Below are 25,495 nucleotides of genomic sequence, written 5' to 3'. Positions count from 1 at the left end.
TACAGCTAAAAATGTGAGCTTCCACAAGATTATTCCGAAGCCGTTTACCTTCACCTACTCGTACCTATCTATACCTATTCGACATCCTTGGCCGGGTCGACATAGGCGATTTTGAGCATCTTGCCGGTCGCGCTGTCATAAGTGATCGAGGTGATCGAGGCGAGCGCGGTGTGGCGCAGCAACATGTTGTGCTCAGGATGGCCGGCCTCCAGCATGTGCCGATAACTCCAGATCGGCGACTCGTGGCTGACGATGATGACCTGCTGCCCGGGATGGTTGCGCACGGCCTCCTGCGTGAAATCGCTGACGCGCGCGGCGATGTGCTGGTAGCTCTCCCCCCAGCTCGGCCGCCAAAGGTTGTGCAGCAGCTTGATGCTTCGCGGACGCCACAGCGCCGCCTTGCCATAACCGACACGCAAACCGCGGAACTCGTTGCCCGCCTCGATGAGCCGTGGGTCGGTTTCGATGGAAAGCTCGTCTTCGCCGCGAGAGGCGCGCACCGGGTTGAGTTCGGCGAGAATCGCCTGGGCGGTCTCGCGCGTGCGGTCCAACGGCGACGAATACAGCGCCACGGCCTGGTTCATGCTGGGATCGGCCGCGATGTAACGCCCGCTGGCCTGCGCCATCCGTAATCCCAACGCCGAAAGATGGAAACCGGGAAGGCGCTCATAGAGCAGGTGGTTCGGGTTCTCGACCTTGCCATGACGGACGAAATTCAACGTGGTCTGCTGGTCACTTGACGACATAATGGCCTTTCACACTAACTGATGACTCATACTGGACATCACGGATCGCAAATGCCGCATGACAAGTAACAGGATACCAGCGGCTCACGCGATAACTCTAACCTTACTGCCAACCCTTGGGCGTGTGGGCGATCGACCATTCGCCGAGCTTTTGGGCGAAGGTCTTGCGTTCGGGGGGCGAAGCTGAGGTCGTGGAACCGGTCGCCGCCTTGCCGTTTTGTTCGGAACGGTCGTCGAGCAACCACTTTCGGATGATGAAGTTCCAGATGGCGACGACCACAGTGGCCACGATCTTGCCGATGTTGGTGCGCAACACATACATCGCGTGCTGGGCGACGGCCGCGTTGGCCACCATGCCAAGCGTGCTGGCCCAGATGATCAAGTCATTGATGCCGAGCCCGACGACCGCGGCCGCGAGGAAAATCGAGCCTTCCATCCATCGGGCCATGTCGGCGCGGCGCTTGAAGACGTACTTCATGCTCGCCCAGTAATTGAACGCCAACGAAACCAGGAACGAGATGGTGCTCGCCACGACGTTGTTCATGTGGAAGGCGGCCACCAAGATATTCAGCACGCCAAAATCGATGACGGCGGCGATGACACCCACGATGCCGAATTTCACCAGTTGTTCAATAAGCTTTTTCACAAGAGACCATTTAACTACCCGTGCCTGCCAAAGTTCTACGAAAATGCATAATTACCACTGATTCATCGCATGAAATCATGTCAATAACCGTAATCGAAAGCGAAATACCCGCGTTGGGAGCCAACGGAGACATCTTTTTCGTTCGTCGTATTAAAAATTACGTAATACATTCACGATTATGATGATTGCCGCTAACACAGCTGAGACGGTCATGCCTCAAAGCGCACACCGGAACCTGGCCGATGCACCGCAATCTCACAGTCCGGCAGGCGGTTGCGCAACTCGTCGGCGACATGCTCGGCGTCGCGGCCATCGGTGAGCACCTTGACATTCGGACCGGCGTCCATCGTGGACCACGCACCCAAACCGGTCTCACGGATGGAGGCGACGGCGTTCAGCGCGGCGACCGTTTGCGGGAGCCAGTAGAACACGGCGGGGCGCGAGGCCATCATCGCCGCGTGCATGCCGAGCGCGTTGGCCTCGGTGATCTCACCCAAGCGTTGGACGTCATCCGCGCGAATCGCCGCGAGCGCATCGTCCAGATCCTGCCCGCAGGAATCGATCCACGCCCGGTAAAGCGGCGAAGTGGCGATGGTGCGGCGCATGGCCTCACGGCTGGAAACCGGTTTCTTCGCGCCGGAAATGAGCACGACGATAATGGCCAGATCCATATTGCCACAATCCACCGGCTCCGCGTAGGAGCTTTCGTCGTCATGTCCCGCGTTCCATTTCACCAACCCGCCGAAAACCGAACGGCAGGCCGAGCCCGAACCACGACGAGCCAGACGGGACAGATCGCGCGGGCTCAAATCAAGCCCGGCGGCCTTGGAAGCCGCCGCCGCGAGCGCCGCGAACGCGGATGCCGAACTGGCCAGCCCAGCCCCGAACGGTACGGTGTTGGCCGAAGTCACGCGGGCGGGCGAGTCGATACCGGCCTTGTCGCGCACGATATCAAGGAATTTCGAGACACGGCTCAGCGCCGCCCCCTGTTGCGCCTGACCATCGATGGTCAAAGAATCCGCGATGAATTGAGAATCGGATTCCATGAACTCGACTTTGGTGCGCGTGGAAAGTCCGTCAAGGGTCAACGAAAGGCTCGAAGCCCGCGGGATAATCAAGCGTTCGTCGGCCTTGCCCCAGTATTTGATCAGCGCGATGTTGGCGTTGGCGACGGCCGTGGCCACATTTGCATTACGATTATCAGGCTTCGACTTCTTCCCGAATGATATATCAGTTTGCCCGGAAACGATATCGTGGGTACACGCAGGCTTCGAGGCGACATCCCCCGTTCGCCGCGACTCCCGCGTTTCCGCCATGTTCGATATACCGACCTTCACAATTTCACGAGTCTATCGCGCCTCGTCACGCCAGACTATGCAAAACCGCCACTATCCACCAAACCCTCAGAATTCTGGATGAAATCTATTGGGCCGCGACGAACGATCTGCCTCGATCGGCATAACGCGTATCGATCGCATGACGGCGCGAATCCTCGTTCTCGGCACCAGCGAGCGAATGAATCCAAACCTCGCGAGCACCTTCTTGAAGCAACGTCCGTTTGATGTTCTTGGCGGTCTGCGCATCGGCGGCCAACGCGATCAGGCATCCGCCCAAGCCGCCACCGGTCATTTTCGCGCCGCTCGCGCCCGCCGCACGCGCCGCTTGGACCAGATGATTGACGAGAGGATGGCTGACATTGAGCTCGTTGAGCAGCCCATGCGCCAGGTTCATCCGCTTGCCGAGCATCGCGACCGTGCCCAACTCAAGATCGGTTTCGGAGGCGCGCGCCAACTCGCCGAGCTCATCCATGATGGACTTGACATGCGCATGATCCCGCTCGTCCTCTTTATGGACATTGCCCACGGCCTCGCGCGTGCTGCCGGCGATGCCGGAATCCGCGATGACCAGGTAAGCCGGCATGTCAACGCTCATCTTCTGCATCTCGCCGGACTCAAAGGCGACCAAATCGCGCGAGCACGTCGTCGCCGCGTCAAGGCCCGACGGGTTGCCGTGGGTGATGACCTCGGCCTCGTTGGTAAGCTTCAGAATCTGCCGCTCGCTTGTCTTGACATCGCAAGCGTCGAGAATCGCGCGGATCACCGCGCCCGCGCTGGCGGCCGACGACCCCATGCCGCGACCCGCCGGGAATGAGCTGTCCGTGACCACATCGAACGCGAGCCTCGGATATCCGGCGAATTCCGTCGCGACCTTGACCGCACGCTCCAGCCCGCCGAACCGGCTTCCCGCGTCGGAAAGCGAACCTTCATAGTTCAGAGCTTTGAGCGTCCCTACTCGCGGTTTGGAAGAAGAGGCGAACGATGCCTGCTCTTGAAGCGAAGACGATGAATCATCGATGGAATGGCGAAAATCGCTGATGACGGTTTGCGGGGCCTTGGAATCCATGACGGCTTGATTCCGCTTTTTCACAGTGTCAAAGCCATTTTTGATGTCACCCTGCGTCCGCGAAACCGGCGTGACCCACGCCCGCATCTTCAGCGAAAGCAACGGCGCCGCGACGGCAGGATACCCGTAAACCACGGAATGCTCGCCCATGAGAATGACCTTCGCCCAGGTCTCACCATACCCCATGTGCACCATCTGAGCCATCACCTTTCGTGCGCCCGCGCGCAAACAATTGCGGCATCCATTCGCCGCCAGAATTCCTAAGTCAACACTTCCCGAGTGTAGAAATCGAATTGTGAACTCTGCGCGAACGCACGTAAAGAAATTGAGAAGACGCCAAAAAGATTATGGAAATAACTCACCTTCACAGAATCTTCATGCCTCATTACTAAATATTAAACATCAGCATCACCGTGAACATCTTCGACAAAATCAATGTCAACATCAGCAGCCTGATATACATCAATCATTCTCTTCATATTAAGTTCCGTAAAGTCCCAACCACTTGCTTGGCAACGCTGTTTGAACTCATCGATACGATTCTTACCTTCCATCTCACGGAGCGTAACCACCACACTAAAATGAAGACCTTTCCCTTTTTGTGTATTGCTCCGTTCAATCTTACGGATTTTGAAACCCCAAAATCGTTGTCCGAAAGTACTTCTGGGAATAAATATACTTTTGGGAACATCGGATAAGTGTTTGACATTATCCCATTTTCGATTCAGCTTTCGAGCATCGCCCTCAAATGTAAATGCTTCCTCTGAATCTTGTTCATTTTTCTCAAGTGAACGTACACCCTTGCCATCCATTCGCCCAAAATAGAAATCCAGCTCCGTATCGGTATAATCAACTCCTTGTGAACGCTGACATTCAGGAAAATAACATAAAGTTGCCCGCGCAGTATATTGATACTTGTTTTTATTCATCGGAACAGGAATCCGATAATTGTATGTCTCGAAATCATTGACGATACCGTGGAACACAAAACGAATTTCGTCATCAGGAGTCTTGAGGATATCCTCAATCCGTCGCGGAACAATCCCATAGCCAATTTTCTTGCCATCCTTGCCACTTGGCTGCCACCCTGCAGCTGCGTCAATCAGTAGAGCCTTTGCCGTTTCTCTAGTTAACCCCATTATTCCAATCAGGTATGCCAGCTTCCGAGCAATCCACGGAGCGGCAAAGGAAGTACCACCTTCCGGAGTAATTCCGTTAGGGCCGTAGACCCACATCGGTTCCTCATCGTCTCCACCAAAATAAGCGATATCAGGTTTCCTGAAGAATGAAAGCACAGGCCCTACGCGGGTATAGGACGCTGACTTACCAAGTTTAGTAACCGCATTTATGACAACTGAATTGATGGAATCTGCGGGAGAACCTATGGGCTTTATCATCTCTTTTTCACTACGTTTTTTGTTTGTCCCAGCAACGACGAAAAGAACATCATATTTGTGCTGCAATTCATCAAGCAACGAGGCAACAGAGGATATAGCATTAGAAAAAATAGGATCTTCTGAACCCAGACTAAGATTCCACACCTTGATATTTTGATTGTTTTTAACGATTGATTGAATCTTCCGGTACATGGTAAAAATACTGTTTTTACCATCTACGGCCACGGCAAAATGGCACACTCTGAATCTTCCGCAACCATCATCCAATTCAGGATTTAAGGATGGTCCGTCCACAATCAAAGATGTCACTTCAGTACCATGGGCAAAATCTTTGATTGACTCGTGACCTGCACGGATCTCTGGATCCACCTCGTCGTGATAGTCCACCCAGTCCGAAAAATAAACACTGGAATCAAAGCCAAAATCAATGACGCCGACGATCGGCTCATTACCAGGGCTGGGAATACGCCGCGTATCCCTACTGCCCTCTCCATGAGGCTCATAAATAAGTTGCGACATATCTGGCATCTTTATCGCAACCAAATATGGCGCTTCATTCATAAGCTGATGGTATTGATCGGCATTCAACCGTACAGTAATCCGATCAATTGTCTCAGCCTTTAATACATCAATACCTAGCTGTCTTAAAAGATCTCGAGCATCTTGCTTGATATCGTAAAAAGTTATCAGCCTCGAATTCTTATTTTCTTTTTCTTCTGAATATTGCGTATCACCTTCATACCCTCCTTGAGGCACAGAGAAACAACGAACATAATGTACATCACGCAAGATTTGCGCAAATACGGTTTTCCCTAGATTAAATTTACGCCCGAGCGGAAAAGCGTTCTTGGGATTAACGATTCGTTTTAGCCCATCGCTATCAATCGAGCCACCAATCTCACCTAGAATCTGAGCACATTGCAATAGTTCATTGCTGGTTTTCTGCAGAGTTGCACGTGAAACATAATGAGTAATTACGTGTTTGGGATGCCGTGTATTCGCATCTTCAAACCTGGCACCAACGATGGTGTTACTGGAGTCAGTCCCGTTCTCTGCCAGAAGTCTACGGATTCTGTTGCTTTTCGCAATTACGGTATTGTAATGAACTTCAACCAATGCATTGATTGCAACGCGTTTCTCATTTTTCCAAAATTTAATAACCTTATTCAGATCATCTCGAAGTGCGGTTACTTCCAGCTTCGTGACCTTCGACCCTGCAGGCAATGTCAAAGGTCCTCTATTCTTAGGAGCCGCCTTCGACTGAAACTCACCCTTGAGCTGAAGTACATTATTCATGAGACTTTCCTTTCAGTTCGCGGGAGGCCGTGCTCTTCGAAACACCACTAAGAATCTCAATCTCTCTCAGGGTAAAACCTTGGGCATCAAGCAACGACACGTCTTTGATTTTACGTTCACCATCCGGTATCGCAACAACATAGAGCCTTCGAAGATAGTCGTTCCCATCTCCTGGTGAACTGAAGGCAATAGAGGAACGGATCATGTTTTTGAGTTCTCCGGGATATGGAATTTTTCCCATAAGTCCGATAATCTTATTAAATAAACGCATGTCCCTATTCACAAATGAGAATTGCTCCGCATAACCGTTCATCAAAGAACTTGCAACTTCAGCCAAGTCTTTTTGAGAATATTTTCCAAAATTGATTGTGGCATCAAAACGGCGTACCAACGCCTTATCGAACCGGTCAAAAAGGTTCGTCGTAGCGAATAAAACTAATTTACCGTCAGATAATGAATCCAAACCTTTCAATAAAGCCGAGGTGGCACGGCCCATCTCTCGCACATCATGAGAGTCCACTCGATCCATGGCGAGTGCATCAATCTCATCAAATAACACCACAACCTGCTCAGGATGAGTGAAACTGTTCATCTCAGCGAACAAGTTTGCGATGTTTTTAGATGTCTGCCCCAGCTTACTGTCAATCAATACATTGAAATCAACCGTATATAACTCACGCTGCAATATCGTAGAAAGCTGCTTGACGCTTTCCGTCTTACCCGTACCGGCAGGGCCATAGAAAAGGAATCTATTGACACCGGCATTATGGCCTATAGCGTTCAATACCCCTTGAAGATCCTTCATGATTCGTTCCGGTAAAGGCAAAGAAGGTTGAGAAACCAGCTCTTTATGCAAAAATTCGGAATGGACAGCCTGCGATGATTGTGGGACAAATGTGTTGTTATCAGAGAGCAGAGCAAGCACATATTCAGCCAACTCCGTGTCACCAGAACGATCAAAATCCTTCGCGATGCCATAAGCTTCATTACGGAACGCAGCATCGTTGTGCTCAGAATAGTACCGTATAAGATTCAGTACATCACGCTTTTTCATAACACCGTCCTCAGGTAACTAATAAAACTAAGTTACATTGAGACAATGACATTTTTTAAAAATAATTCTCAATTTTTCTTTTTCTGTCCCAAGATATACAATATGAAATATCAATAAGCTACTGCATTGCAGTGAAGCCGTCTAGAGTAGTTTTCACAATGCTCTCTAATTATTCAACAACAAGTAAACTCAAAGTATTTTATTCTCACGAAGGAGAAGAATGATGAGCAATAATTTACACAAACCGGGAGAAGATAATCTTCCCAACGGTTCTTATATAGAAGTGGGACCACGAGGCGGGAATGTCCCCAATCCTCGAATCGTTCACATCGATCCGGGTGATAGGCTTCCTCCTACTCAAGAACAAGGTCACCGTTGGGAACATCGATAACCATTATTCTTAAATGAGCTGGCTGTGGTCAACCCCATTAACGGCGTTGAACCATAGCCTTTATTTTTAATACTAAAAAAACAAAATTCAAATATTAGTTACCCACCTCTCCATGCCCGAGCCTCCATTTACACTGGTAGGCATGACTGACACTGCCGAACCGCTTGTTTCCATCATCGTGCCCGTGTACAACGCGGCCGATTACCTGCATTATTGCGTGGATTCGATTTTGGGACAGAGCTATCGCAACCTTGAGGTCATCCTCATCGACGACGGCTCGACCGATGGATCGGCGGGACTCTGCGACGAATACGCGAGCGCCGACCAGCGGGTGAAGGTGATCCACCAGGCCAACGGTGGCATCGGCAAAGCGCAGAACGCCGGGCTCGACACGGCGCGCGGCGACTATATCGCGTTCTCGGATAACGACGACATCCTCGACCGGCGCAACATCGAGCTGTTGCTGCACGCGCTGGTTTCCACCGGAGCGGATATGAGTAAGGCCCGTTGGCGCCAATTCGGTGTCTCACAGCTCGAAGAGGTAGCTACCGAAGCACAACAAGGCGCTCCCAATCCGGCCAAGACCGCGGTGTTCGCGCACCCGCTCCACGCCTACCAGACGGTATTCTGCAAATCGTTGCGTTTGCTTGGCTCGGCACTCGGCTTTAGCACCGAAACAAAATACTTCAACGAGGCCAACTGGTGCCGCCTTTACCGTTGCGAGCTATGGGACGGCATCCGCTTCCCCGAAGGCGTCTACGCGCAGGACACCGCCGCCGCTTGTAAGCTATACGCGCGGATGAACACCGTGGCCGACATCGACGTCAACCTTTACAACTGGCTGCAGCGCCCGGACTCGGTGACCCACAACATGCGCAGCGCCTCGTTCTACCACGACCACGTCGCCGCGTCGCTCAAGAACATGGACATCTGCCGCGAACACGGTGTGCTTCCCGCGCGCAGCTACTACACGCTGGTCAGCAACAACAAATACGAGCGACAGGCCGCGAAGCTGGAATCAACAAGCCTCGATAGCAGCGATTCCGGCAATTCCGGCGAAACCGCCGATAAAACCACTGTCTCGACTCCAGAAAAGAAAATCGCGCAAACACTTGATACGGCAAAAACCGACAATGCACAAACCGCAAAGGTCCTGCAACAGCTCGGCCCCCTCCAGCGTCTGGAATGTGCCACTCTCCGCACCATCCGCCTAGCCGAAAAGTTCGTCTACGACCGCGAGATCAAGAACATGAAGTGACTCGTAGGGCGGTGTTAACTCCGCTTCGGCCTTGGCCGTCTATGCATAGAGATAATTGAAATAACTCACTAAATGGAGTTAACTTCATTCCTGCCTAGACCGTTTCTGTCCACAAGGCTCTCTCACCTTCGTAGGAATACACTGCGTTGTCTAACAAACCGATACGACTATATATAAAGGTAATCAAGGTGGAAACTCTGTTCGCATGCACGCAATAACCCGCGCGACAGAAGCACGCTAACCGTTGCAGCCGACACGTTCATTTCGTTCTGTTGCTCATCTCGCGAATCTTGCGCTTGCCGGCACGCCAGCCGCGGAGCATCGCGCCGATTTTCTTGCCTTTGTCGCGCTCGAAGAGCAGGACGATGAGCATGTCCTGGGCGATTCGCGCCACCGAACACGGCCAGGAATACGTGCCGAGTTTTTTGTCGACGTATAAGGCGTTGCGTTCGATGTAGTACCAGCGGAACGGCGCGTGGTTCCACGCGATCGGGTGCTTGAAGCCGAGGTTGACCGTCCGGCTTTCGCCAATCTGGTGCGGCATGAGCACGGCCTTGCATTCGACGATCGGATATCCCGCGGCCACCAGCCGACGCGAGAAATCAAAATCGACGCCATCGATGAACAGCCAATCGTCGAACCCGCCGATCGCGCGCCATGCAACGACATTGGTCAGACTACCGGACGTAATACATTCGCTTTCGTTGCGCTTGCTATGAAAGACGGTGCCGTCCTTGCGATTGACCAGCAGCGGGCAGACGATGCCGACTCGCGGTGGTTTTTTGGTATCGGCACCATGCTTGCGACCATTTCCTGAATTGGCCGGGTCTGCAACGTCACCAGAATCGTTCAGCCGTTTATGTTCAACAGCCGCCGCGCCACTCCAATCCTCGAGACACTTCCGATACCCGTCGATCATCCCGTCGGGAATCTCGGAATCGTCATCCAGCGTAAGCACCCAGTCGAACCCGGCTTTTTCCGCCCACTCGAAAATCCGATTGAGCGCCGAGGCGACGCCAAGATTCTTGCCGTTGCGCAGCAGCGTCACCTGCGGATATCTGCCAACAAAGGCAGCGACATCATCCGCATTGCCCGACCCATTGTCGACGACCACCAGCGCCTCGACCTGCTTCAGCAACGCAGGCACGCTCCCCCGCAAATCGCCCAAAGAGGGGTTAAACGTCACCATCCCCGCCGCTATACGCATCTGTTCACCAACGTTTCTGATTCATGTCCCCATCTCTCCAATATTACACACGAACTAATGCCATACTATTCTTCCGAGTTCTCAATAGAACTCGGGCTTATCAAAAACAGTTCGCAAATTCCGCTTAAAGCATCTTATCAACAACACATTTCTTGGACCCGAGCCGTGCCTCTGCGTTGGCTATATACTGTAAACTATGAACGAAAGAAAAGCTTCTGATTCGACGGATAGCAAGCCAGCAATTGAGCAGCTGTCATCTATTCAGTCGAAACTGCCTCAACTTAAAACTCCACGTATCGCCTTAGTCATCCCCTGCTACAACGAGGAAGAGGCGCTTAAAACAACATCCAATGTCGTATACGAGAAGCTGGAGAGCCTTAAAGACAAACAAGAAATTGCAAATGATAGTTTTGCCATTTTTATAGATGATGGTTCTTCGGACAAAACGTGGCAGGAGATTTTCACACTTCACAAAACACACGAAGGCGTTTTCCACGGCCTAAAGTTCTCCCACAACCGGGGTCATCAAAATGCGCTTTATGCTGGTTTAATGTACGCTCGCCAGCTTGGAGCGGACGCCGCAATATCAATGGACGCCGATTTACAGGACGATCCCAATGCTATCGATGGAATGGTAGCTGAATATCGGAATGGCGCCGAAATAGTGTTTGGCGTACGCGACAACCGAGACACAGACACCGTTTTTAAACGAGGAACGGCGCACGCCTTCTATAAATTAATGCATTGGCTAGGCACTGAGACCATTCCCGATCATGCCGATTACCGGTTAATGGGGAAAGCCGCTTTAGCCGCTTTGTCACAATACACTGAAGTTAACCTTTTTCTGCGTGGCATCGTTCCGTCCCTCGGCTTCAAAACCGCGAAAGTGTATTACAAACGCAACAAGCGGGTGGCAGGCGAGTCCAAATACCCGTTACATAAAATGCTTTCATTCGCCATCGAGGGTGTGACCTCATTTTCAGTCAAGCCGTTACACATGATCACGGTGATAGGTGGGGTTTCCGTTATCGTCGGCATTATTATTTTGATTTACACTCTTCTGTCTTTGTCCAATGGGCACGCACAAGCCGGCTGGACTTCATTAATGTGTTCGTTGTGGATTATCGGAGGCCTCATCCTTGTGGCATTGGGAGTCGTTGGCGAATATATCGGTCGTATCTATTTGGAAGTGAAAGCTCGACCACGGTATATTATTGAGGAAGAAGTTTAAAACCCAAACACAAAAAATAACGACGATGGATTTAAGCGAAACCAACACTCTTATGCGATTCCATCCGATCAATTATCTGCACAGCTACAAAATACACAAGCCGGAAACCACTGAAAATACTCAGCCAATTTGGGCTCTAAATCGCTTTTCATCGTGATGGGCATTGTCGTCCGAATAACGGTATTAAACGATAAAACTCAGGTATAGGGGTATCCTTCTTGCTTGGTTCCATAAATCAAAGATGGAAGCGGATTACTATCCCTCCATCAACAGGTGGGAGATGACGATATTCCTTATTATCAGTCATCGTTCTGATTCCATATATGCCTTTAATCCTTCAAAAAGGATAAAGGCATATTTCATAATCTCTGATTGTGCTTGCGTTAAATGGCACCTTCCTCATCAAAACCGTCCAAACTCAAGAACAGCTAGATAGGTGCTAGCATATAGTGAAGCTGGTTCGTAACATGCACTCTTTGTTTTGCAGATACCGAAAGGATGATTGTTGGATCTTCAACAAATCAAAAAAGCCACCGAAAAAGATGGGTTTAAGCGAGCTGCATCTTTATTTGCTTGCTGGTTAATAACTTTTTTAGTTTCTTTGTTTGCCACAAGGATTTCGGGCGATGACGCGCTATACGCTCGCGAACTATCTAAGATGAGTGGGCTCCAATGGCTAGTTCGCCGATATGAAACGTGGTCTGGAAGAGTTTTTTCGGATGCGGTCGCTGCTGTAGTCGTTCCTCTGCCTCAAATAGTTTGGCGCTTTTGCGACGCCCTATTTCTCACCTTGCTCATATACAGCATTGCACGCATCGTGTTCCAGAATTTTCATGCAAGCGACATTCTCTTTGTTTTTGCATTATATTGGTTGCTTCATCCCGAGATGATACTCAGCTCTACCTTCTGGCTTGCAGGATCCGTGGTGTATTTATGGCCTACCGCATTGGCTGTTTTCGCCTGCATTCTATTGAGCGATGCCGTTTGTGGACGGCAAACTCGATATAAGATTCTTTGTGTCATAGCCGCAATATTCGGAGCTTTAGGAGTCGAACAACTGGCTCCTTGTATTATCGCTTTCGGTGTGATTTCTCTGATTTATGTTTATCGTCAAAAACGAACCTTGAATTGGTGGGTCCTTGCAACAGCATGCGCTGGGGGAATAGGTTTAATCATTAATCGTCTTTCACCAGGCTCACGCTACCGTTCAGGGCACGAAGCCTCGTTCTGGTATCCTGAATATACACATTTGCCAATGTATAAGAAAATATATCGAGGAATAATTTGGGAATACGGAGAAGCCACCAATTACATGCTTGCTCTTTTCCTGTTTTTGGCGTTGACGATTCTCGTTTCAATCGTCATGAAACGAGGACATGATTCTTCGACTGATCTGGCGGTAAACAAAAAAAATGGTTTAGAGACATGTGATTATACATTATTGGTAATTGTTTTCGGGCAACTTATCGTTCTTAGCGCCGATTCCAAGATGAATTATGCCTCAGTATTTGTCTTTAGACCATATTCCAATCAGAGATCAGCCTTGGCGTTCCTCTACCCTTATCTTTTCTGGACGGTCTTTGCGGTCTGTATTATGACTCTCCTGTTGCGATTCATGGAGCGAAAGTTTACTGCCCTGTTCCTGGTATTGGCCTCAGTGTGCTCTGGCGCCATAATGTTCTTCTCGCCGACGATTTATGCCTCTGGCATACGGACAATGTATGTTTCGTCTATATTGATAGTCATTCTTATAGCTCTGGTACAACAACAATTTAAAAATAGGATTGTGTATATTGCCGTTTATATCCCGGCAATTCTGAATCTATTCGGCTATCTCCACCGAGTTGTAAGCCAAGGATTCCGACTCGGTTTGTTTACTTGAGTAAAGTTTGTTCCGCTAGCCTGTCGTTCCTGCCCCGTTTCTAAAACAGCAAGCCGCTTATGAAGAGAGTCAACGGTATTGGACGAAGAGGAAAAGGACGGGAGATGTCTACGTTCTCATGGACAAGAAACAGAGGCAATCCGAGAAAACGGGAATTTTCCCCTTCTGTTCTTCCATGGCTTCAATGTATAGTTGACTTATTTGCTGGGTCTTGAATGAAAAGAAAGAATATTCGTCACATGATGCTATCAGAATCAAGCGTAAACCGCCTCGGAATTTTCTTCTTCTATGACAAAGACGGAGTAGTCGACGACTACGTTCCTACCTTGCTTGAAGGTTTCAAGCCATTCTTCTCCGAGATGACCATCGTGGTCAACGGCAAACTGACCGATGAAGGACGCGCCAAACTCCTGCACTACACCGATGAAGACAAACTCATCGTACGCGAGAACAAGGGCTTCGATGTGTGGGCCTACAAAACCGCACTCGACTCATACGGCTGGGAAAAACTCACCAAATTCGACGAAATCTGCCTTTTTAACTCCACTATCATGGGCCCGGTCTATCCCTTCTCCGAAATGTTCGAGGCGATGGATCAGCGCGACCTGGACTTCTGGGGTATCACCAAGTTTCATAAAGTTCCTTACGACCCATTTGGACATAGCCCATATGGCTATCTGCCGGAGCATATCCAATCGCACTTCCACGCATACCGAAGAAGCCTTGTGGAGAGCAACGCATTTCAAAATTACTGGGATCATCTGCCGGAAATCAATGATTACAACGACTCTGTAGGCATGCATGAAAGCCTGTTCACCAAACGTTTCGCAGACAAAGGCTTCAAATGGGACGTCTACGTCAACACGGACGACCTTGAAGGCTTCACTTATGGCCCCATCACTTTTGCGGCTAAAGAACTGGTGGCGCGGAAGCGTTGCCCGATTTTCAAGCGTCGCTCGTTCTTCCACCCCTATGGCGACAGCATGACGCAATCCGTGGGAAACAACGCGCTCGATCTTTTCGAATACCTGCGTGACCACACGGACTATGACGCTGATCTGATCTGGCAAAACGCCCTGCGCACCATGAACCTCGCCGACCTGGTCAAAAACCTTCACCTCGACTTCGTCCTCCCACAAAGCATCGGCACACCATTGCCACAAGGCAAACACATCGCACTCGTCATGCACCTTTATTACATGGACCTTCTCGATCAGACGATGCAATACGCTCTTTCAATGCCCAAGGGAAGCGACTTGATTCTGACTGTCGGTTCAGAGGAAAAGGCAAAAATCGTGCGCGAATGGTGCGACGCCCACGAAATGCCCTATCATATCGACATCCGAGTCATCCAAAACCGTGGACGCGATGTGAGCGCCCTCCTTGTCGGGGCCGGCAAAGACCTCTTCAACTATGATTACGTCTGCAGCATGCATGACAAAAAAGTCACGCAGGTGCAACCGCAATCGATCGGCGACGGCTTCCGTTACAAATGCTTTGAGAACAATCTCGCCACCAAAGAATACGTGCAGAACGTCATCCATCTCTTCGAAACCAACCCGCGGCTGGGCATTGCCATGCCCACACCTCCGAACCATGGCGACTATTTTGCGCCTTATACCCTCAATTGGGGGCTTGATTTTGAAGGTACCAAGTCATTCCTGAAAGACACCTTGAACATGCAGGTGCCACTGGATGAAAAAACCGAAGCCGTCGCACCATTGGGCACGATGTTCTGGTTCCGCCCGGAGGCCTTGCGCGGCCTACTTGACCACGGCTGGAAATACGAGGATTTTCCGCCGGAACCTAACAAAACCGATGCCTCGCTACTTCATTACATCGAACGGGCGTATGCCTACGTGGCCCAGGCAAACGGATACTTCCCGGCCTACATTTTCTCGGACCGATTTGCACGCATCGAAATCACCAACCTCTCCTTCGAGGAACGCGAGCTTGTCAGAGCCATCAGCGACAAGTGGTTGGGGCGCAATGTCGAGGTGACTAAGGAAAACGTCATCAACGGAAAAGGCGCCACATACAAGGCGGTACGTTCTGGGAAAAGCGCCATCAAGCGCATACCATTCCTCGGAGCTTTCCTCGTGGGCCTGCACAGAAAATGGGTTGTCAGCAGAAAGACGAAGCCCGCCAAAACAAACAAATAAGCACTAAGTCCTGTCCTGCCTCAAACCATGATTTCCGCACGTTTTTATAGGATTTGCATTTGCAGGTACGGATAAGGGCATTCTCTTTAAAGAAAGTGATTCAACCGCATGATATTGAGCGAGAAGGACGTAAAACGTCTGGGAATCTTCTTCTTCTACGATAAAGACGGAGTCGTGGACGACTATGTCACGACACTTCTCTATGGCTTCAAGCCATTCTTCTCCGAGCTCACCATCGTCGTCAACGGCAAGCTGACCGACGAGGGCCGCGCCAAGCTCCTGCACTACACCGATGAGGACAAACTCATCGTACGCGAGAACAAGGGCTTCGACGTCTGGGCCTACAAAACCGCACTCGACTCATACGGCTGGGAAAAACTCGAAAAGTTCGACGAAATCTGCCTCTTCAACCACACCATCATGGGCCCGGTTTACCCGTTCTCCGAAATGTTCGAGGCGATGGACCAGCGTGATCTCGATTTCTGGGGCATCACCAAATACAACAAAGTCGAAAAAGACCCGTTTGGCCGCAGCCCTTATGGCTACCTTCCCGAGCATATTCAGTCCCATTTCCATGCCTACCGTCACAGCTTGGTGAAAAGCGAGGCATTTCAGAACTACTGGGATCATATTCCCGAAATTAGAAACTACGACGACTCCGTAGGCCTGCACGAAAGCCTATTCACCAAACGTTTCGCCGACAAAGGCTTCAAATGGGACGTCTACGTCAACACCGACGACCTTGACGATTTGACTTATGGCCCCATCATGTTCTTCACGCCCAAGCTCATCGCCGAAAAGCGCTGCCCGATTTTCAAGCGTCGCTCGTTCTTCCATCATTACGACGACCAGCTCATCCAAGCGGCGGGCAATAACGTTCTCGACCTTTATGAATATCTGCGCGATCAGACCAGCTATGACACTGATTTGATCTGGCAAAACGCCCTGCGGACCATGAACCTCGCCGATCTGGTCAAAAACCTCCACCTCGACTTTGTCCTCCCACAAAGTATTGGCACACCATTGCCAGAAGGCAAGCGCATCGCACTCGTCATGCACCTTTACTACAAAAACAGCATTGAACGAAGCCTGTCGTATGTTTCTTCGATGCCCAAAGGCACTGATGTCATCCTCACTGTCGCCTCAGAGGAAAAAGCCGCGATTGCCCGCAGTTATTGCGACAGATACCTTTTCGACTACAACATCGATATCCGCATGGTCAAAAACCGCGGGCGCGACGTAAGCGCCCTGCTCGTCAACGTTGGCAAAGATCTTCTCAAATATGACTATGTTTGCTGTATACATGACAAGAAACTCACGACAATCTCCCCGCAGAATGTTGGTTACGGTTTTTATTCCAAATCGTTTGACAATACCCTTGTGACCAAAGAGTACGTCGAAAACGTCATCCATCTTTTCGAGAGCAATCCCCGCCTTGGCATCGCCATGCCGACCTTGCAAAACGAAGCTTACTATTTCCCAAGCTTCAGCTACACATGGGGCATCGGGCCTTACGGAACAATCGTTGGAACTAAAAAACTGCTCAGAGAAATACTGGGACCGGAAATCCCGCCATTGGATTCCCACAAGGAAGCCATCGCACCATTGACCGGTGCGACCTGGTTCCGTCCAAAGGCACTACAACCGCTTTTGGAACACAAATGGTCATACGATGACTTTCCTGAAGAGCCAATCAGGCTCAAAGACCTGATGAATCAATTTATTGTGCATTCTTATGCATACGTCGCCCAAGCGCAAGGTTATTATCCGGCCTATATCCTTTCAGACCGGTTCGCCCGCATGGAAATCACCAACCTGGCATTCGAACAACGTGAACTCGTCAGCGCATTCGGTGACGTATGGCTTGGTGGAGATCTCGAGGACACGAAAAACAAGATCAAAAAAGGCAAGCGTCTACGCTACACACTGTTGCGCGTCATCAAAAACATCATCAAGCACATCCCCCTGATTGGGCCACTGCTGGTGCGAATCCGCAAGAAGATGAGAGGGGATGAAGAGGACGAGCCTAACCAAACAGAAGATGCCTGATTGTCTTTGGCGTCTACAGGCATCTACATCGGCGACTTCAACATCCCGTGATTCTCCATCAATCCCTTCGCTATGCCTTATCAAGGATCTGACGGATCTTAGTATCGTCGCCCCAAACGGCCGGTGAATCGTACGGACGATCCGGGAAGGCGCCGTATTCAAGCTTGATGTCGAGATTGTTTTCCTTGATATAACGCTCAACGCGATCAGCCAGGGAAACGGGCTTGCCGCTGCAGCAGTTGATGATCCCGTTGATCTTGTCCTGCGAGACGACGGCGGCGATCTGCTCGGCCAACACGTCGACATTGATGAAATCGTACTTGTTCTTGCCCATGGTGAACGGGAAGGTCTTCTTGCCATCCTGCGCGGCCTGAAGCAGCTTGGAGAAAATCGAGCTGCCACGCAGGTCGTCGCCTACAATGTAATATGCGCGGATCCATTGGGCGACGGCATCATATTCGTCGGCCAGCTGCAGAGTCGCGGCACGCAACGCGTTCTTGGCGATGCCGTACATCGAAGCTGGGTTGCAGGGCGTGTTCTCGTCGATTGCGCCTTCCCAATAACCGACCTCGTGCATCGTGCCCATCACGGCGATCTGCTTCAGGCCGCTGTCGAGCATCTGCTTGATGAAGCGGTAATGGCCGGACAGATCACCCATGTGCGCATCGGAGTTGTGCTTGAAGCCGTCGCGCCACGCCATGTGCAGGCAAACGTCCGGGCTTCCCAACTTCTCGAACAAATCATCATCGGGCGCGAACAGGTCGATCGCCACCTGCTTGGCCCGCGGATCCAAATCATTAGGATGCCGGTCAGCGGCGATAACCTCTTGCCCGCGATCCAGCAGAGCCTTTACCACATGCCGGCCGATATAGCCCCCGGCTCCAGTTACCAATATTCTTCTAGCCATGAATAGCAAGTTTATCAGTGCTCCATAACGTTGGCAGGGAACGAAACATAATGACACAGTTTTCACAAACTCATCATGTTTCGATTTCTATCTCTATGGTAAAGTCTAAACTTAACTTGTTTGAGCGCCGCGTTGGCGGTGTGAAGAACAGGACGAAAGGTCACGATGAGCACAAAGTCTGATGTCATCTCACGCCCCGGAACCAGTAAAGGGCTTTTTGGCGTACTCCAATACCGATATCTGCTCAAGCTGCTGGTCAAAAAGGAAGTCCGCATCCGTTACCGCGGTTCGTGGCTTGGAATGGTCTGGACATACATCAAGCCGCTTACGCAGTTCTTGGTTTTCTATGTCGCCATGGGCATTTTCATGGGCATGGGACGTTCCGGCAACCTTCAGGTCTATCCGGTCTATCTGTTCGCCGCCGTCATCGTCACCAACTTCTTCACTGAGGCATTCGGCAATTGCACCCGTTCAATTCTCAGCAATTCAGGTCTTATCCAGAAAATCTATCTGCCCAGGGAACTGTTCCCCCTAGCATCGCTGCGCGTCGCCTTCGTTCACTTCTTCCCGCAGCTCGTGATTCTTTTGCTGGGAGCGGCGTTCACAGGTTGGATCCCCGACATCAAGGGACTCATCATCGCTTTCGTCGGCTTTTTCGCATTGTGCTGTTTCGCATTTGGCCTGGGTCTGTTTTTCGGATCAATCAACGTGTTCTATCGGGACGCCGAGAACATCACCGATTTGGTGGCAATGATTGCGCCATGGGCAGCTCCTTGCTTCTATCCTTGGACCATGGTCGCGGCACATGTGCCGAAGTGGCTGTTGGAATTATATTTCGCAGATCCGATCGCTGTTTGTGTGGAGGCATTCCACCGCGGTTTCTGGTGGGGCGCCACCGATCGAGCTTTCCAGTTCTCCGGTTCCTGGGTTATGAGGCTCGGAGTGAGTCTGCTCGTCTCATTGTTCTGTCTTGCAGTCGGAGAATTGACCTTCAAGCATCTCGAAGGCCGTTTTGCACAGGAGCTTTAATATGAAATCACCAAAACGGTTAACCCTTCCCGAAGACGTCGCCATCCGAGTCGATGACGTCAGCAAACATTTCTCTCTGCGGGCCAATAAATCAATCAAAGAATCGATTGTCAAACTGTTCACCCCGAAGAAGAAGCGTCCTCAGATTGAGCTCTTCCACGCTCTTGACGACATCTCTTTCGACATCGACAAAGGTGAGACGGTCGGCCTCATCGGCGCCAATGGATCCGGCAAATCGACCATGCTGAAAATGATCTCCGGAGTGATGCAGCCCGATTCAGGCGATGTCCTAATCCGTGGCCGCCTCGCGGGTCTCATCGAAGTGGGCGCTGGCTTTGCCCAGGATTTGACGGGCCGTGAAAACGTCTACCTCAACGGCGCCATTCTCGGACTTTCCGAAGAGGAAATCGACGAACGATACGATGACATCGTCGCCTTCAGCGGCATCGAATCGTTCATGGACACCGAGGTCAAGTTCTATTCCTCAGGCATGTTCCTTCGCCTTGCATTCGCCGTCGCAGTCTACAGCAATCCTGATATTTTCCTGATTGACGAGATTCTCGCCGTCGGAGATGAAGCGTTCCAGAAGAAGTGCATCACACGTCTTAAGGAACAGCAGAAACTTGGTCAGACCATGGTCATTGTCTCCCATAGCGAGGGCCAGATCAAGGAGCTTTGCCAGCGTTGCATCGTCCTCGCCCACTCCCATGTCATCTTCGATGGCGAGCCGGAAGAAGCCTTCAACGTGATGCGCCAGAACCTTTAGCGGTCGATCAAAATCGCCATAGACAATTCCCATCAGGAAAAGAAGCGACGCTAAAACAATAGAGGGAAAATTGCAAGGTTTACCAAGGGGCGATTCAGACCAACCCAAACGGACGATGCGCCAATCGAATTTCGAGCTGCTCCGCATCATTTCCATGATGATGATTGTTCTATGCCACTTCTTCTACTACAACAAATTCTCCCTCGATCAACAGCCAATGGGACTCAAAAGAATCGTCCTCAAAACGTTTTTCGGAAGTCAAGGCAGGGTCGGCGTTGACATATTCTTCGCCATATCCGTCTGGTTTCTCTGCAAACCGAATCGCCGAATCCGGTTCCACGATTCAGCCAGGCGTGCGTGGATTCTGGAGCGCACCCTGTTGTTCTGGTCTCTTATCTTGACAATTGCTTGTGCATATACCCGAATGGTACCGGTGACGCTACAAACTGTGCTTAATGCTATTTTCCCTACTGCAACCTGTGACTGGGGATACGCCACCTCGTATATCATCATCCTGTTATTGCTGCCATTCATCAACCAAGGCATCAGCTGTCTAAACCAAAGGCAACATTTTTACCTTTGCGTCATCCTTCTTTTCTTTGGCCCGATTCTGGGAGTGATACCCGGTTTCTATCATCAGATGGTGGAAAGCGGCCCTCTCGCGTTTCTTTGCCTCATGGTATTCGTCACCTATCTTCGGTGGTATCACGAACAATTCCCCAACATCCTCACTGGTTTGGCCTGCCTTGTAGTTGGCTATGCAATTGTAGGTTTGGAAGCACATGCCGGGTTCCAAATCTACGAGATGATGGACTTGGGCATCTTGGTGGAAACCTTTGGCTGGTTCACTTTGGCTTCACATTTACATTTTTCCAGCCGGTTCATCAACTGGATCGCCTCACACGTGTTCGCCATTTACCTCATCACCGAATTCATTCCCATTCGAAACTGGTTGTGGGGTACCATATTCGACTATGGCCCCTATTATCACGGCTTGATGTCCATGATCTACCCGATAACAGTGACGCTATTCATCAGTATTATCTGTATTTTGCTTGATATCATGAAATCAGCTATTTTCAAACTAACCATCGATCATCGCAAAGGTCACTGGTTTGAATTGCTTTGGACAAAAATATATAAAGCTTCTGAAACGTCCAACACAGCTCAGTCGCGAAAGCAAAATCTCGGCTAAATAGAGACGATTCCCATATAATATCTATCGAACCGACAAGCCGGCTAAGGGAGGCACGAGGTGAGGGAAGAGACAGGAACTGCAACGCACAAACAAGGATCGCGACAATCCAACTTGGAATTGCTCCGCATTGTGGCCATGGTGATGATCATCATGCATCATTTCTTTTTCTTTAATAAATTTCCTCTTCCCCAACAACCTATAGGCCGGAAAAGAGTTCTTATCCAGACCTTCTTAGCTACAGAGGGACGAGTTGGCGTTGACCTGTTCTTCGCCATCTCAATTTGGTTCTTGTGCAAGCCACACCGTCAAATCTCGTTCCGGAGCACGGCAAAACGTTCATGGATTCTGGAACGTACGCTGTTTTTCTGGTCCATCGTCCTCGGCATCGCATGCCTAATGTTCAAACTCACACCACTGAGCCTGGCTCTTGTCTTGGAAATATTCCTGCCGCTGTTGAGCTATCACTGGTGGTACGCGACAATATATGTCCTTATCCTCCTGCTGCTGCCAATGTTGGTCAGGGGGCTTGAAGCCCTCACCCAACGCCAACATTTCGCATTAACCTGCCTAATCCTCTTTATCGGTCCAATCATGGGCGACATTCCCGGCCTGAATAATTTCATGATCAACGACGACCTGTTTCAGATGCTGTGTTTACTGGTGCTCTTGTGCTACATACGTTGGTATCACGAGCAGCTGCCTTCGAACTGGATTGGTTTGGCTTGTCTGATTTTCGGTTATGCCATTATCGGTGTCCAAGAAGCCACAGCAACCACGGTCTTCCCCCAGACAGCTTCGGCCTTCATATTTCCTAAAATGCTGAACCTCGGTATTCTTGTGCAGGCGTTCGGATGGTTTATTCTCTTCTCACATCTCCATTTCCACAGCAAAATCATCAACTGGATCGCCTCACACGTCTTCGCCATCTATCTCATCACTGAATTCGTACCAATCCGAGATTGGATATGGGGAACGGTATTTAATTACGAGCCCTATTACCACAGCAGAGTTATGTCCATTTTTTATCCAATCGGAGTGGTTCTATTCCTTTGCATAGTTTGTGTTCTGTTGGACGTAGTTAAATCAGTCATATTCAAATTCACAGTGGATAGGAACAAGGGTCAATGGTTCGACTTGATTTGGGACCACGCAACCAAATTTTTAAATAGAAAGAATCAATCAACCCAAATCAGTGACATCAAACCAACGAACACATCTCGATAGAGAAAACTTCTCGACGGTGATATTGTGTCTGAACCTTGTAATTATTCATCAGACACACTCACAGTTCACATAACAAAGTAGAATGGTGACCATGACTGAAGAATTTATGCCTAAGAACATCATCGTGACCGGCGGATGCGGGTTCATCGGGTCGAACTTCGTGCGCTGGGTGGCGAAGAACCATCCTGAGACGCATGTCACCGTGCTCGACGCGCTGACCTACGCCGGCAACATCGAGAACATCGCCGGATTGCCTGAGAATCAGGTCGAGTTCGTGCACGGCAACATCTGCGACGCCGACCTGCTCGACAAGATCGTGCCCGGCCACGACGCCATCGTGCATTATGCGGCTGAGTCGCACAACGACAACTCGATCGCCGACCCGGAGCCGTTCATCCAGTCCAACATCGTGGGCACCTATCGCCTGTTGGAGGCGGCGCGCAAGTACGATGTGCGCTACCACCAGATCAGCACCGACGAGGTCTATGGCGACCTCGCGCTCGACGACCCACATCGTTTCACGCCGGAGTCCCCGTACCGCCCGTCCTCGCCGTATTCATCCAGCAAGGCCAGCGCCGACATGCTCGTGCGCGCCTGGCACCGCACCTACGGCCTGCGCACGACAATCTCGAACTGTTCCAATAACTACGGCCCATACCAGCATGTGGAGAAGTTCATTCCCCGCCAGGTCACCAACATCCTTGACGGCGTGCGCCCGAAGCTTTACGGCAACGGCCTCAACGTGCGCGACTGGATCCATACCGAAGACCATTCCAGTGCGGTCTGGGCGATCCTGACCAAGGGCAGAATCGGCGAGACCTACCTGATCGGCGCCAATGGCGAACGCAACAACCTCGACGTCTTGCACGACATCCTGCGCGTGATGGGTCAGCCCGAGGACGCGTTCGACTGGGTGCGCGACCGCCCCGGCCATGATCGCCGCTACGCGATCGACCCGACCAAGCTCATGACCGAGCTGGGGTGGAAGCCGAAGCACACCGATTTCGAATCCGGTTTGAAGCAGACCATCCAGTGGTACACGGACAACGAGGACTGGTGGAGGCCCGCCAAGGCGGCCACCGAGGCCAAGTACAAGAAGCAAGGCCAGTGATCCTGTGCGCGCCGCCCGCAAAGTGTGGCGCGCTTTGTCTTGAATAACACGGCAATCACGTAAACGCAAACGAGGCTAGAAATGGCATTTGAATTCGAGAAGGACCTCAAGGTCACCAAGACGAACATCCCGGGGCTTTTGGTGTTCGACCTGCCGGTGCACGGCGACAACCGCGGCTGGTTCAAGGAGAACTGGCAGCGCGCCAAGATGACCGCGCTCGGCCTGCCGGACTTCGGGCCGGTGCAGAATAACATCAGCTACAACGACAAGAAGGGCGTCACCCGCGGCATCCACGCCGAGCCTTGGGACAAGTACATCTCCATCGCCGCCGGCGAGATCTTTGGCGCATGGGTCGACCTGCGTCCGGGCGAAAGCTTCGGGCAGGTCTATACGACCCGTCTTGACCCCTCGCGCGCGATCTACGTTCCCCGTGGCGTGGGCAACAGCTTCCAGGCCTTGCAGGACGGCACGGTCTACACATACCTGGTAAACGCGCACTGGTCGCTCGAGCAGAAGAAGACCTACACGTTCGTCAACCTCGCCGACCCGGACCTGCATATTGACTGGCCGATTCCGCTGGATCAGAGCGAGCGCAGCGAGGCGGATCTGCGCCACCCCATGCTCAAGGACGCCAAGCCCATGGCCCCCAAGCGCACGCTGGTCACCGGATGCAACGGCCAAGTCGGCCACGCCATCCGCAACTACGTCGAGGCGCATCATCTCGACAGCTTCGAATTCGTCGATTCCGACACCTTTGACATCACCGATTCGGCCGCGTATGAGAACTACGACTGGGACCTCTACGGCACCATCATCAACACCGCGGCCTTCACCGCCGTCGACAAGGCCGAAAGCCCAGCCGGTCGCAAGGCCGCCTGGAACACAAACGTCAACGGCGTGGCCAACCTCGCCAAGGTGTCCACGGAACATGGCATCACCCTGGTCCACATCTCCAGCGATTATGTGTTCGATGGAACCGCCGAACAGCACACCGAAACCGAAGGCTTCGCGCCCTTGGGCGTCTATGGTGAAACCAAAGCCGCGGCGGATGCCATCGTCTCGACAGTTCCCCGCCATTACATCGTCCGCTCCAGTTGGATCGTCGGCGACGGCAAGAACTTCGTGACCCGTATGCTCGGCCTCGCCGAGCAGGCCGCCGAAACGCAAAGGCAGACCGCACAGGCTCCCAACGACCAAAGCGGCCGTCTGACCTTCGTGGGCGACTTGGTCGAAGGCATCTTCCACCTGCTCGATTCCAGCTGCGATTATGGCACCTACAATCTCACCGGTTCCGGCCGCGTGGCCTCCTGGTACGATATCGCCGCGAAAATCTTTGAACTGGAAGGCGTGGACACCAAATACATCGATGCGAATTCCGTGGACACCTACGCAGCCCAAACCGGCGGTTCCAAGCGCCCACATCACTGCGCACTGGACCTTTCCAAGATTCGCGCGACCGGTTTCGAGCCTGCGGATTGGGAACAGCTCCTGGAGAGCTATCTTTCCGACCACAAACGTAATCAGGACTAAGGGGACGT

At 51.4% G+C, this 25,495-nt stretch carries 20 protein-coding genes; 12 read left to right on the top strand and 8 right to left on the bottom strand.

Annotated elements, in window-relative coordinates; translation table 11 throughout:
• Window positions 1-74: 74 nt before the first annotated feature.
• The 6 genes from OZX73_RS01315 to OZX73_RS01290 all read right to left on the bottom strand — a co-directional run bounded on the left by OZX73_RS01315 (window position 75) and on the right by OZX73_RS01290 (window position 7,542).
• Complete coding sequence (locus OZX73_RS01315) at window positions 75-746, bottom strand: histidine phosphatase family protein (RefSeq protein ID WP_277149923.1); 672 nt, start codon at window positions 744-746, stop codon at window positions 75-77.
• A 103-nt stretch (window positions 747-849) separates the two neighbouring features.
• Window positions 850-1,392 carry a GtrA family protein gene (locus OZX73_RS01310; protein ID WP_277149921.1) on the bottom strand — a complete coding sequence of 181 codons (543 nt, stop codon included), beginning with the start codon at window positions 1,390-1,392 and terminating at the stop codon, window positions 850-852.
• A 209-nt stretch (window positions 1,393-1,601) separates the two neighbouring features.
• Window positions 1,602-2,576, bottom strand: coding sequence for a diphosphomevalonate decarboxylase (gene mvaD / locus OZX73_RS01305; RefSeq protein WP_277149919.1), 975 nt, complete (start codon window positions 2,574-2,576; stop codon window positions 1,602-1,604).
• 238 nt (window positions 2,577-2,814) lie between these two features.
• Complete coding sequence (gene mvk, locus OZX73_RS01300; protein WP_277149917.1) at window positions 2,815-3,999, bottom strand: mevalonate kinase; 1,185 nt, start codon at window positions 3,997-3,999, stop codon at window positions 2,815-2,817.
• A gap of 191 nt (window positions 4,000-4,190) precedes the next feature.
• A complete protein-coding gene (locus OZX73_RS01295; protein WP_277149915.1) occupies window positions 4,191-6,488 on the bottom strand; it encodes a S8 family peptidase in 2,298 nt (765 codons plus the stop codon).
• Window positions 6,481-7,542: an ATP-binding protein gene (locus OZX73_RS01290; protein WP_277149913.1), complete on the bottom strand. Its 1,062-nt coding sequence runs from the start codon at window positions 7,540-7,542 to the stop codon at window positions 6,481-6,483. The genes OZX73_RS01295 and OZX73_RS01290 overlap by 8 nt, the downstream gene beginning before the upstream one ends.
• A 220-nt stretch (window positions 7,543-7,762) precedes the next feature.
• Here OZX73_RS01290 and OZX73_RS01285 point away from each other — a divergent pair, with 220 nt between their 5' ends.
• Both OZX73_RS01285 and OZX73_RS01280 read left to right on the top strand, forming a co-directional pair.
• Window positions 7,763-7,933 (top strand): YjzC family protein, encoded by a 171-nt coding sequence (locus OZX73_RS01285; protein WP_348519458.1) that lies wholly within the window; start codon window positions 7,763-7,765, stop codon window positions 7,931-7,933.
• Window positions 7,934-8,075: 142 nt separating this feature from the next.
• Window positions 8,076-9,191 carry a glycosyltransferase family 2 protein gene (locus tag OZX73_RS01280; RefSeq protein ID WP_277149911.1) on the top strand — a complete coding sequence of 372 codons (1,116 nt, stop codon included), beginning with the start codon at window positions 8,076-8,078 and terminating at the stop codon, window positions 9,189-9,191.
• Between the two features lie 259 nt (window positions 9,192-9,450).
• Here the strand turns inward: OZX73_RS01280 and OZX73_RS01275 are convergent, their stop codons facing one another.
• Window positions 9,451-10,398 (bottom strand): glycosyltransferase family 2 protein, encoded by a 948-nt coding sequence (locus tag OZX73_RS01275; protein WP_277149909.1) that lies wholly within the window; start codon window positions 10,396-10,398, stop codon window positions 9,451-9,453.
• Window positions 10,399-10,594: 196 nt separating this feature from the next.
• On the opposite strand from OZX73_RS01275, the gene OZX73_RS01270 reads away from it, so the two are divergent.
• The 4 genes from OZX73_RS01270 to OZX73_RS01255 all read left to right on the top strand — a co-directional run bounded on the left by OZX73_RS01270 (window position 10,595) and on the right by OZX73_RS01255 (window position 17,722).
• The gene (locus tag OZX73_RS01270; protein ID WP_277149907.1) at window positions 10,595-11,629 is read left to right on the top strand and encodes a glycosyltransferase family 2 protein; all 1,035 of its coding nucleotides are present in this window, start codon (window positions 10,595-10,597) and stop codon (window positions 11,627-11,629) included.
• 505 nt (window positions 11,630-12,134) lie between these two features.
• Complete coding sequence (locus OZX73_RS01265) at window positions 12,135-13,511, top strand: DUF6056 family protein (RefSeq protein WP_277149905.1); 1,377 nt, start codon at window positions 12,135-12,137, stop codon at window positions 13,509-13,511.
• Window positions 13,512-13,753: 242 nt separating this feature from the next.
• Window positions 13,754-15,673 carry a rhamnan synthesis F family protein gene (locus OZX73_RS01260; protein WP_277150873.1) on the top strand — a complete coding sequence of 640 codons (1,920 nt, stop codon included), beginning with the start codon at window positions 13,754-13,756 and terminating at the stop codon, window positions 15,671-15,673.
• A gap of 108 nt (window positions 15,674-15,781) precedes the next feature.
• Window positions 15,782-17,722, top strand: coding sequence for a rhamnan synthesis F family protein (locus tag OZX73_RS01255; RefSeq protein ID WP_277149903.1), 1,941 nt, complete (start codon window positions 15,782-15,784; stop codon window positions 17,720-17,722).
• A gap of 70 nt (window positions 17,723-17,792) precedes the next feature.
• Here the strand turns inward: OZX73_RS01255 and OZX73_RS01250 are convergent, their stop codons facing one another.
• A complete protein-coding gene (locus OZX73_RS01250) occupies window positions 17,793-18,629 on the bottom strand; it encodes an NAD(P)-dependent oxidoreductase (protein ID WP_277149901.1) in 837 nt (278 codons plus the stop codon).
• 165 nt (window positions 18,630-18,794) lie between these two features.
• Here OZX73_RS01250 and OZX73_RS01245 point away from each other — a divergent pair, with 165 nt between their 5' ends.
• The 6 genes from OZX73_RS01245 (at window position 18,795) to OZX73_RS01220 (ending at window position 25,487) form a co-directional block, all read left to right on the top strand.
• Window positions 18,795-19,658: an ABC transporter permease gene (locus OZX73_RS01245; RefSeq protein WP_277149899.1), complete on the top strand. Its 864-nt coding sequence runs from the start codon at window positions 18,795-18,797 to the stop codon at window positions 19,656-19,658.
• A gap of 1 nt (window position 19,659) precedes the next feature.
• The gene (locus tag OZX73_RS01240; RefSeq protein ID WP_277149897.1) at window positions 19,660-20,424 is read left to right on the top strand and encodes an ABC transporter ATP-binding protein; all 765 of its coding nucleotides are present in this window, start codon (window positions 19,660-19,662) and stop codon (window positions 20,422-20,424) included.
• Between the two features lie 115 nt (window positions 20,425-20,539).
• Complete coding sequence (locus OZX73_RS01235; RefSeq protein WP_348519457.1) at window positions 20,540-21,619, top strand: acyltransferase family protein; 1,080 nt, start codon at window positions 20,540-20,542, stop codon at window positions 21,617-21,619.
• 60 nt (window positions 21,620-21,679) lie between these two features.
• Window positions 21,680-22,846 (top strand): acyltransferase, encoded by a 1,167-nt coding sequence (locus OZX73_RS01230; RefSeq protein WP_277149892.1) that lies wholly within the window; start codon window positions 21,680-21,682, stop codon window positions 22,844-22,846.
• A gap of 91 nt (window positions 22,847-22,937) precedes the next feature.
• Entirely contained in the window at window positions 22,938-23,957 is a 1,020-nt protein-coding gene (gene rfbB / locus OZX73_RS01225) for a dTDP-glucose 4,6-dehydratase (RefSeq protein ID WP_277149890.1), read from the top strand.
• 81 nt (window positions 23,958-24,038) lie between these two features.
• On the top strand, window positions 24,039-25,487 hold the full coding sequence (locus OZX73_RS01220; RefSeq protein ID WP_277149888.1) for a bifunctional dTDP-4-dehydrorhamnose 3,5-epimerase family protein/NAD(P)-dependent oxidoreductase: 1,449 nt from the start codon (window positions 24,039-24,041) through the stop codon (window positions 25,485-25,487).
• Window positions 25,488-25,495: the final 8 nt, after the last annotated feature.

The organism is Bifidobacterium sp. ESL0775 (assembly GCF_029395475.1).
Classification (GTDB): Bacteria; Actinomycetota; Actinomycetes; order Actinomycetales; family Bifidobacteriaceae; genus Bifidobacterium.
This window is presented reverse-complemented; position numbering and strand designations above follow the sequence as displayed.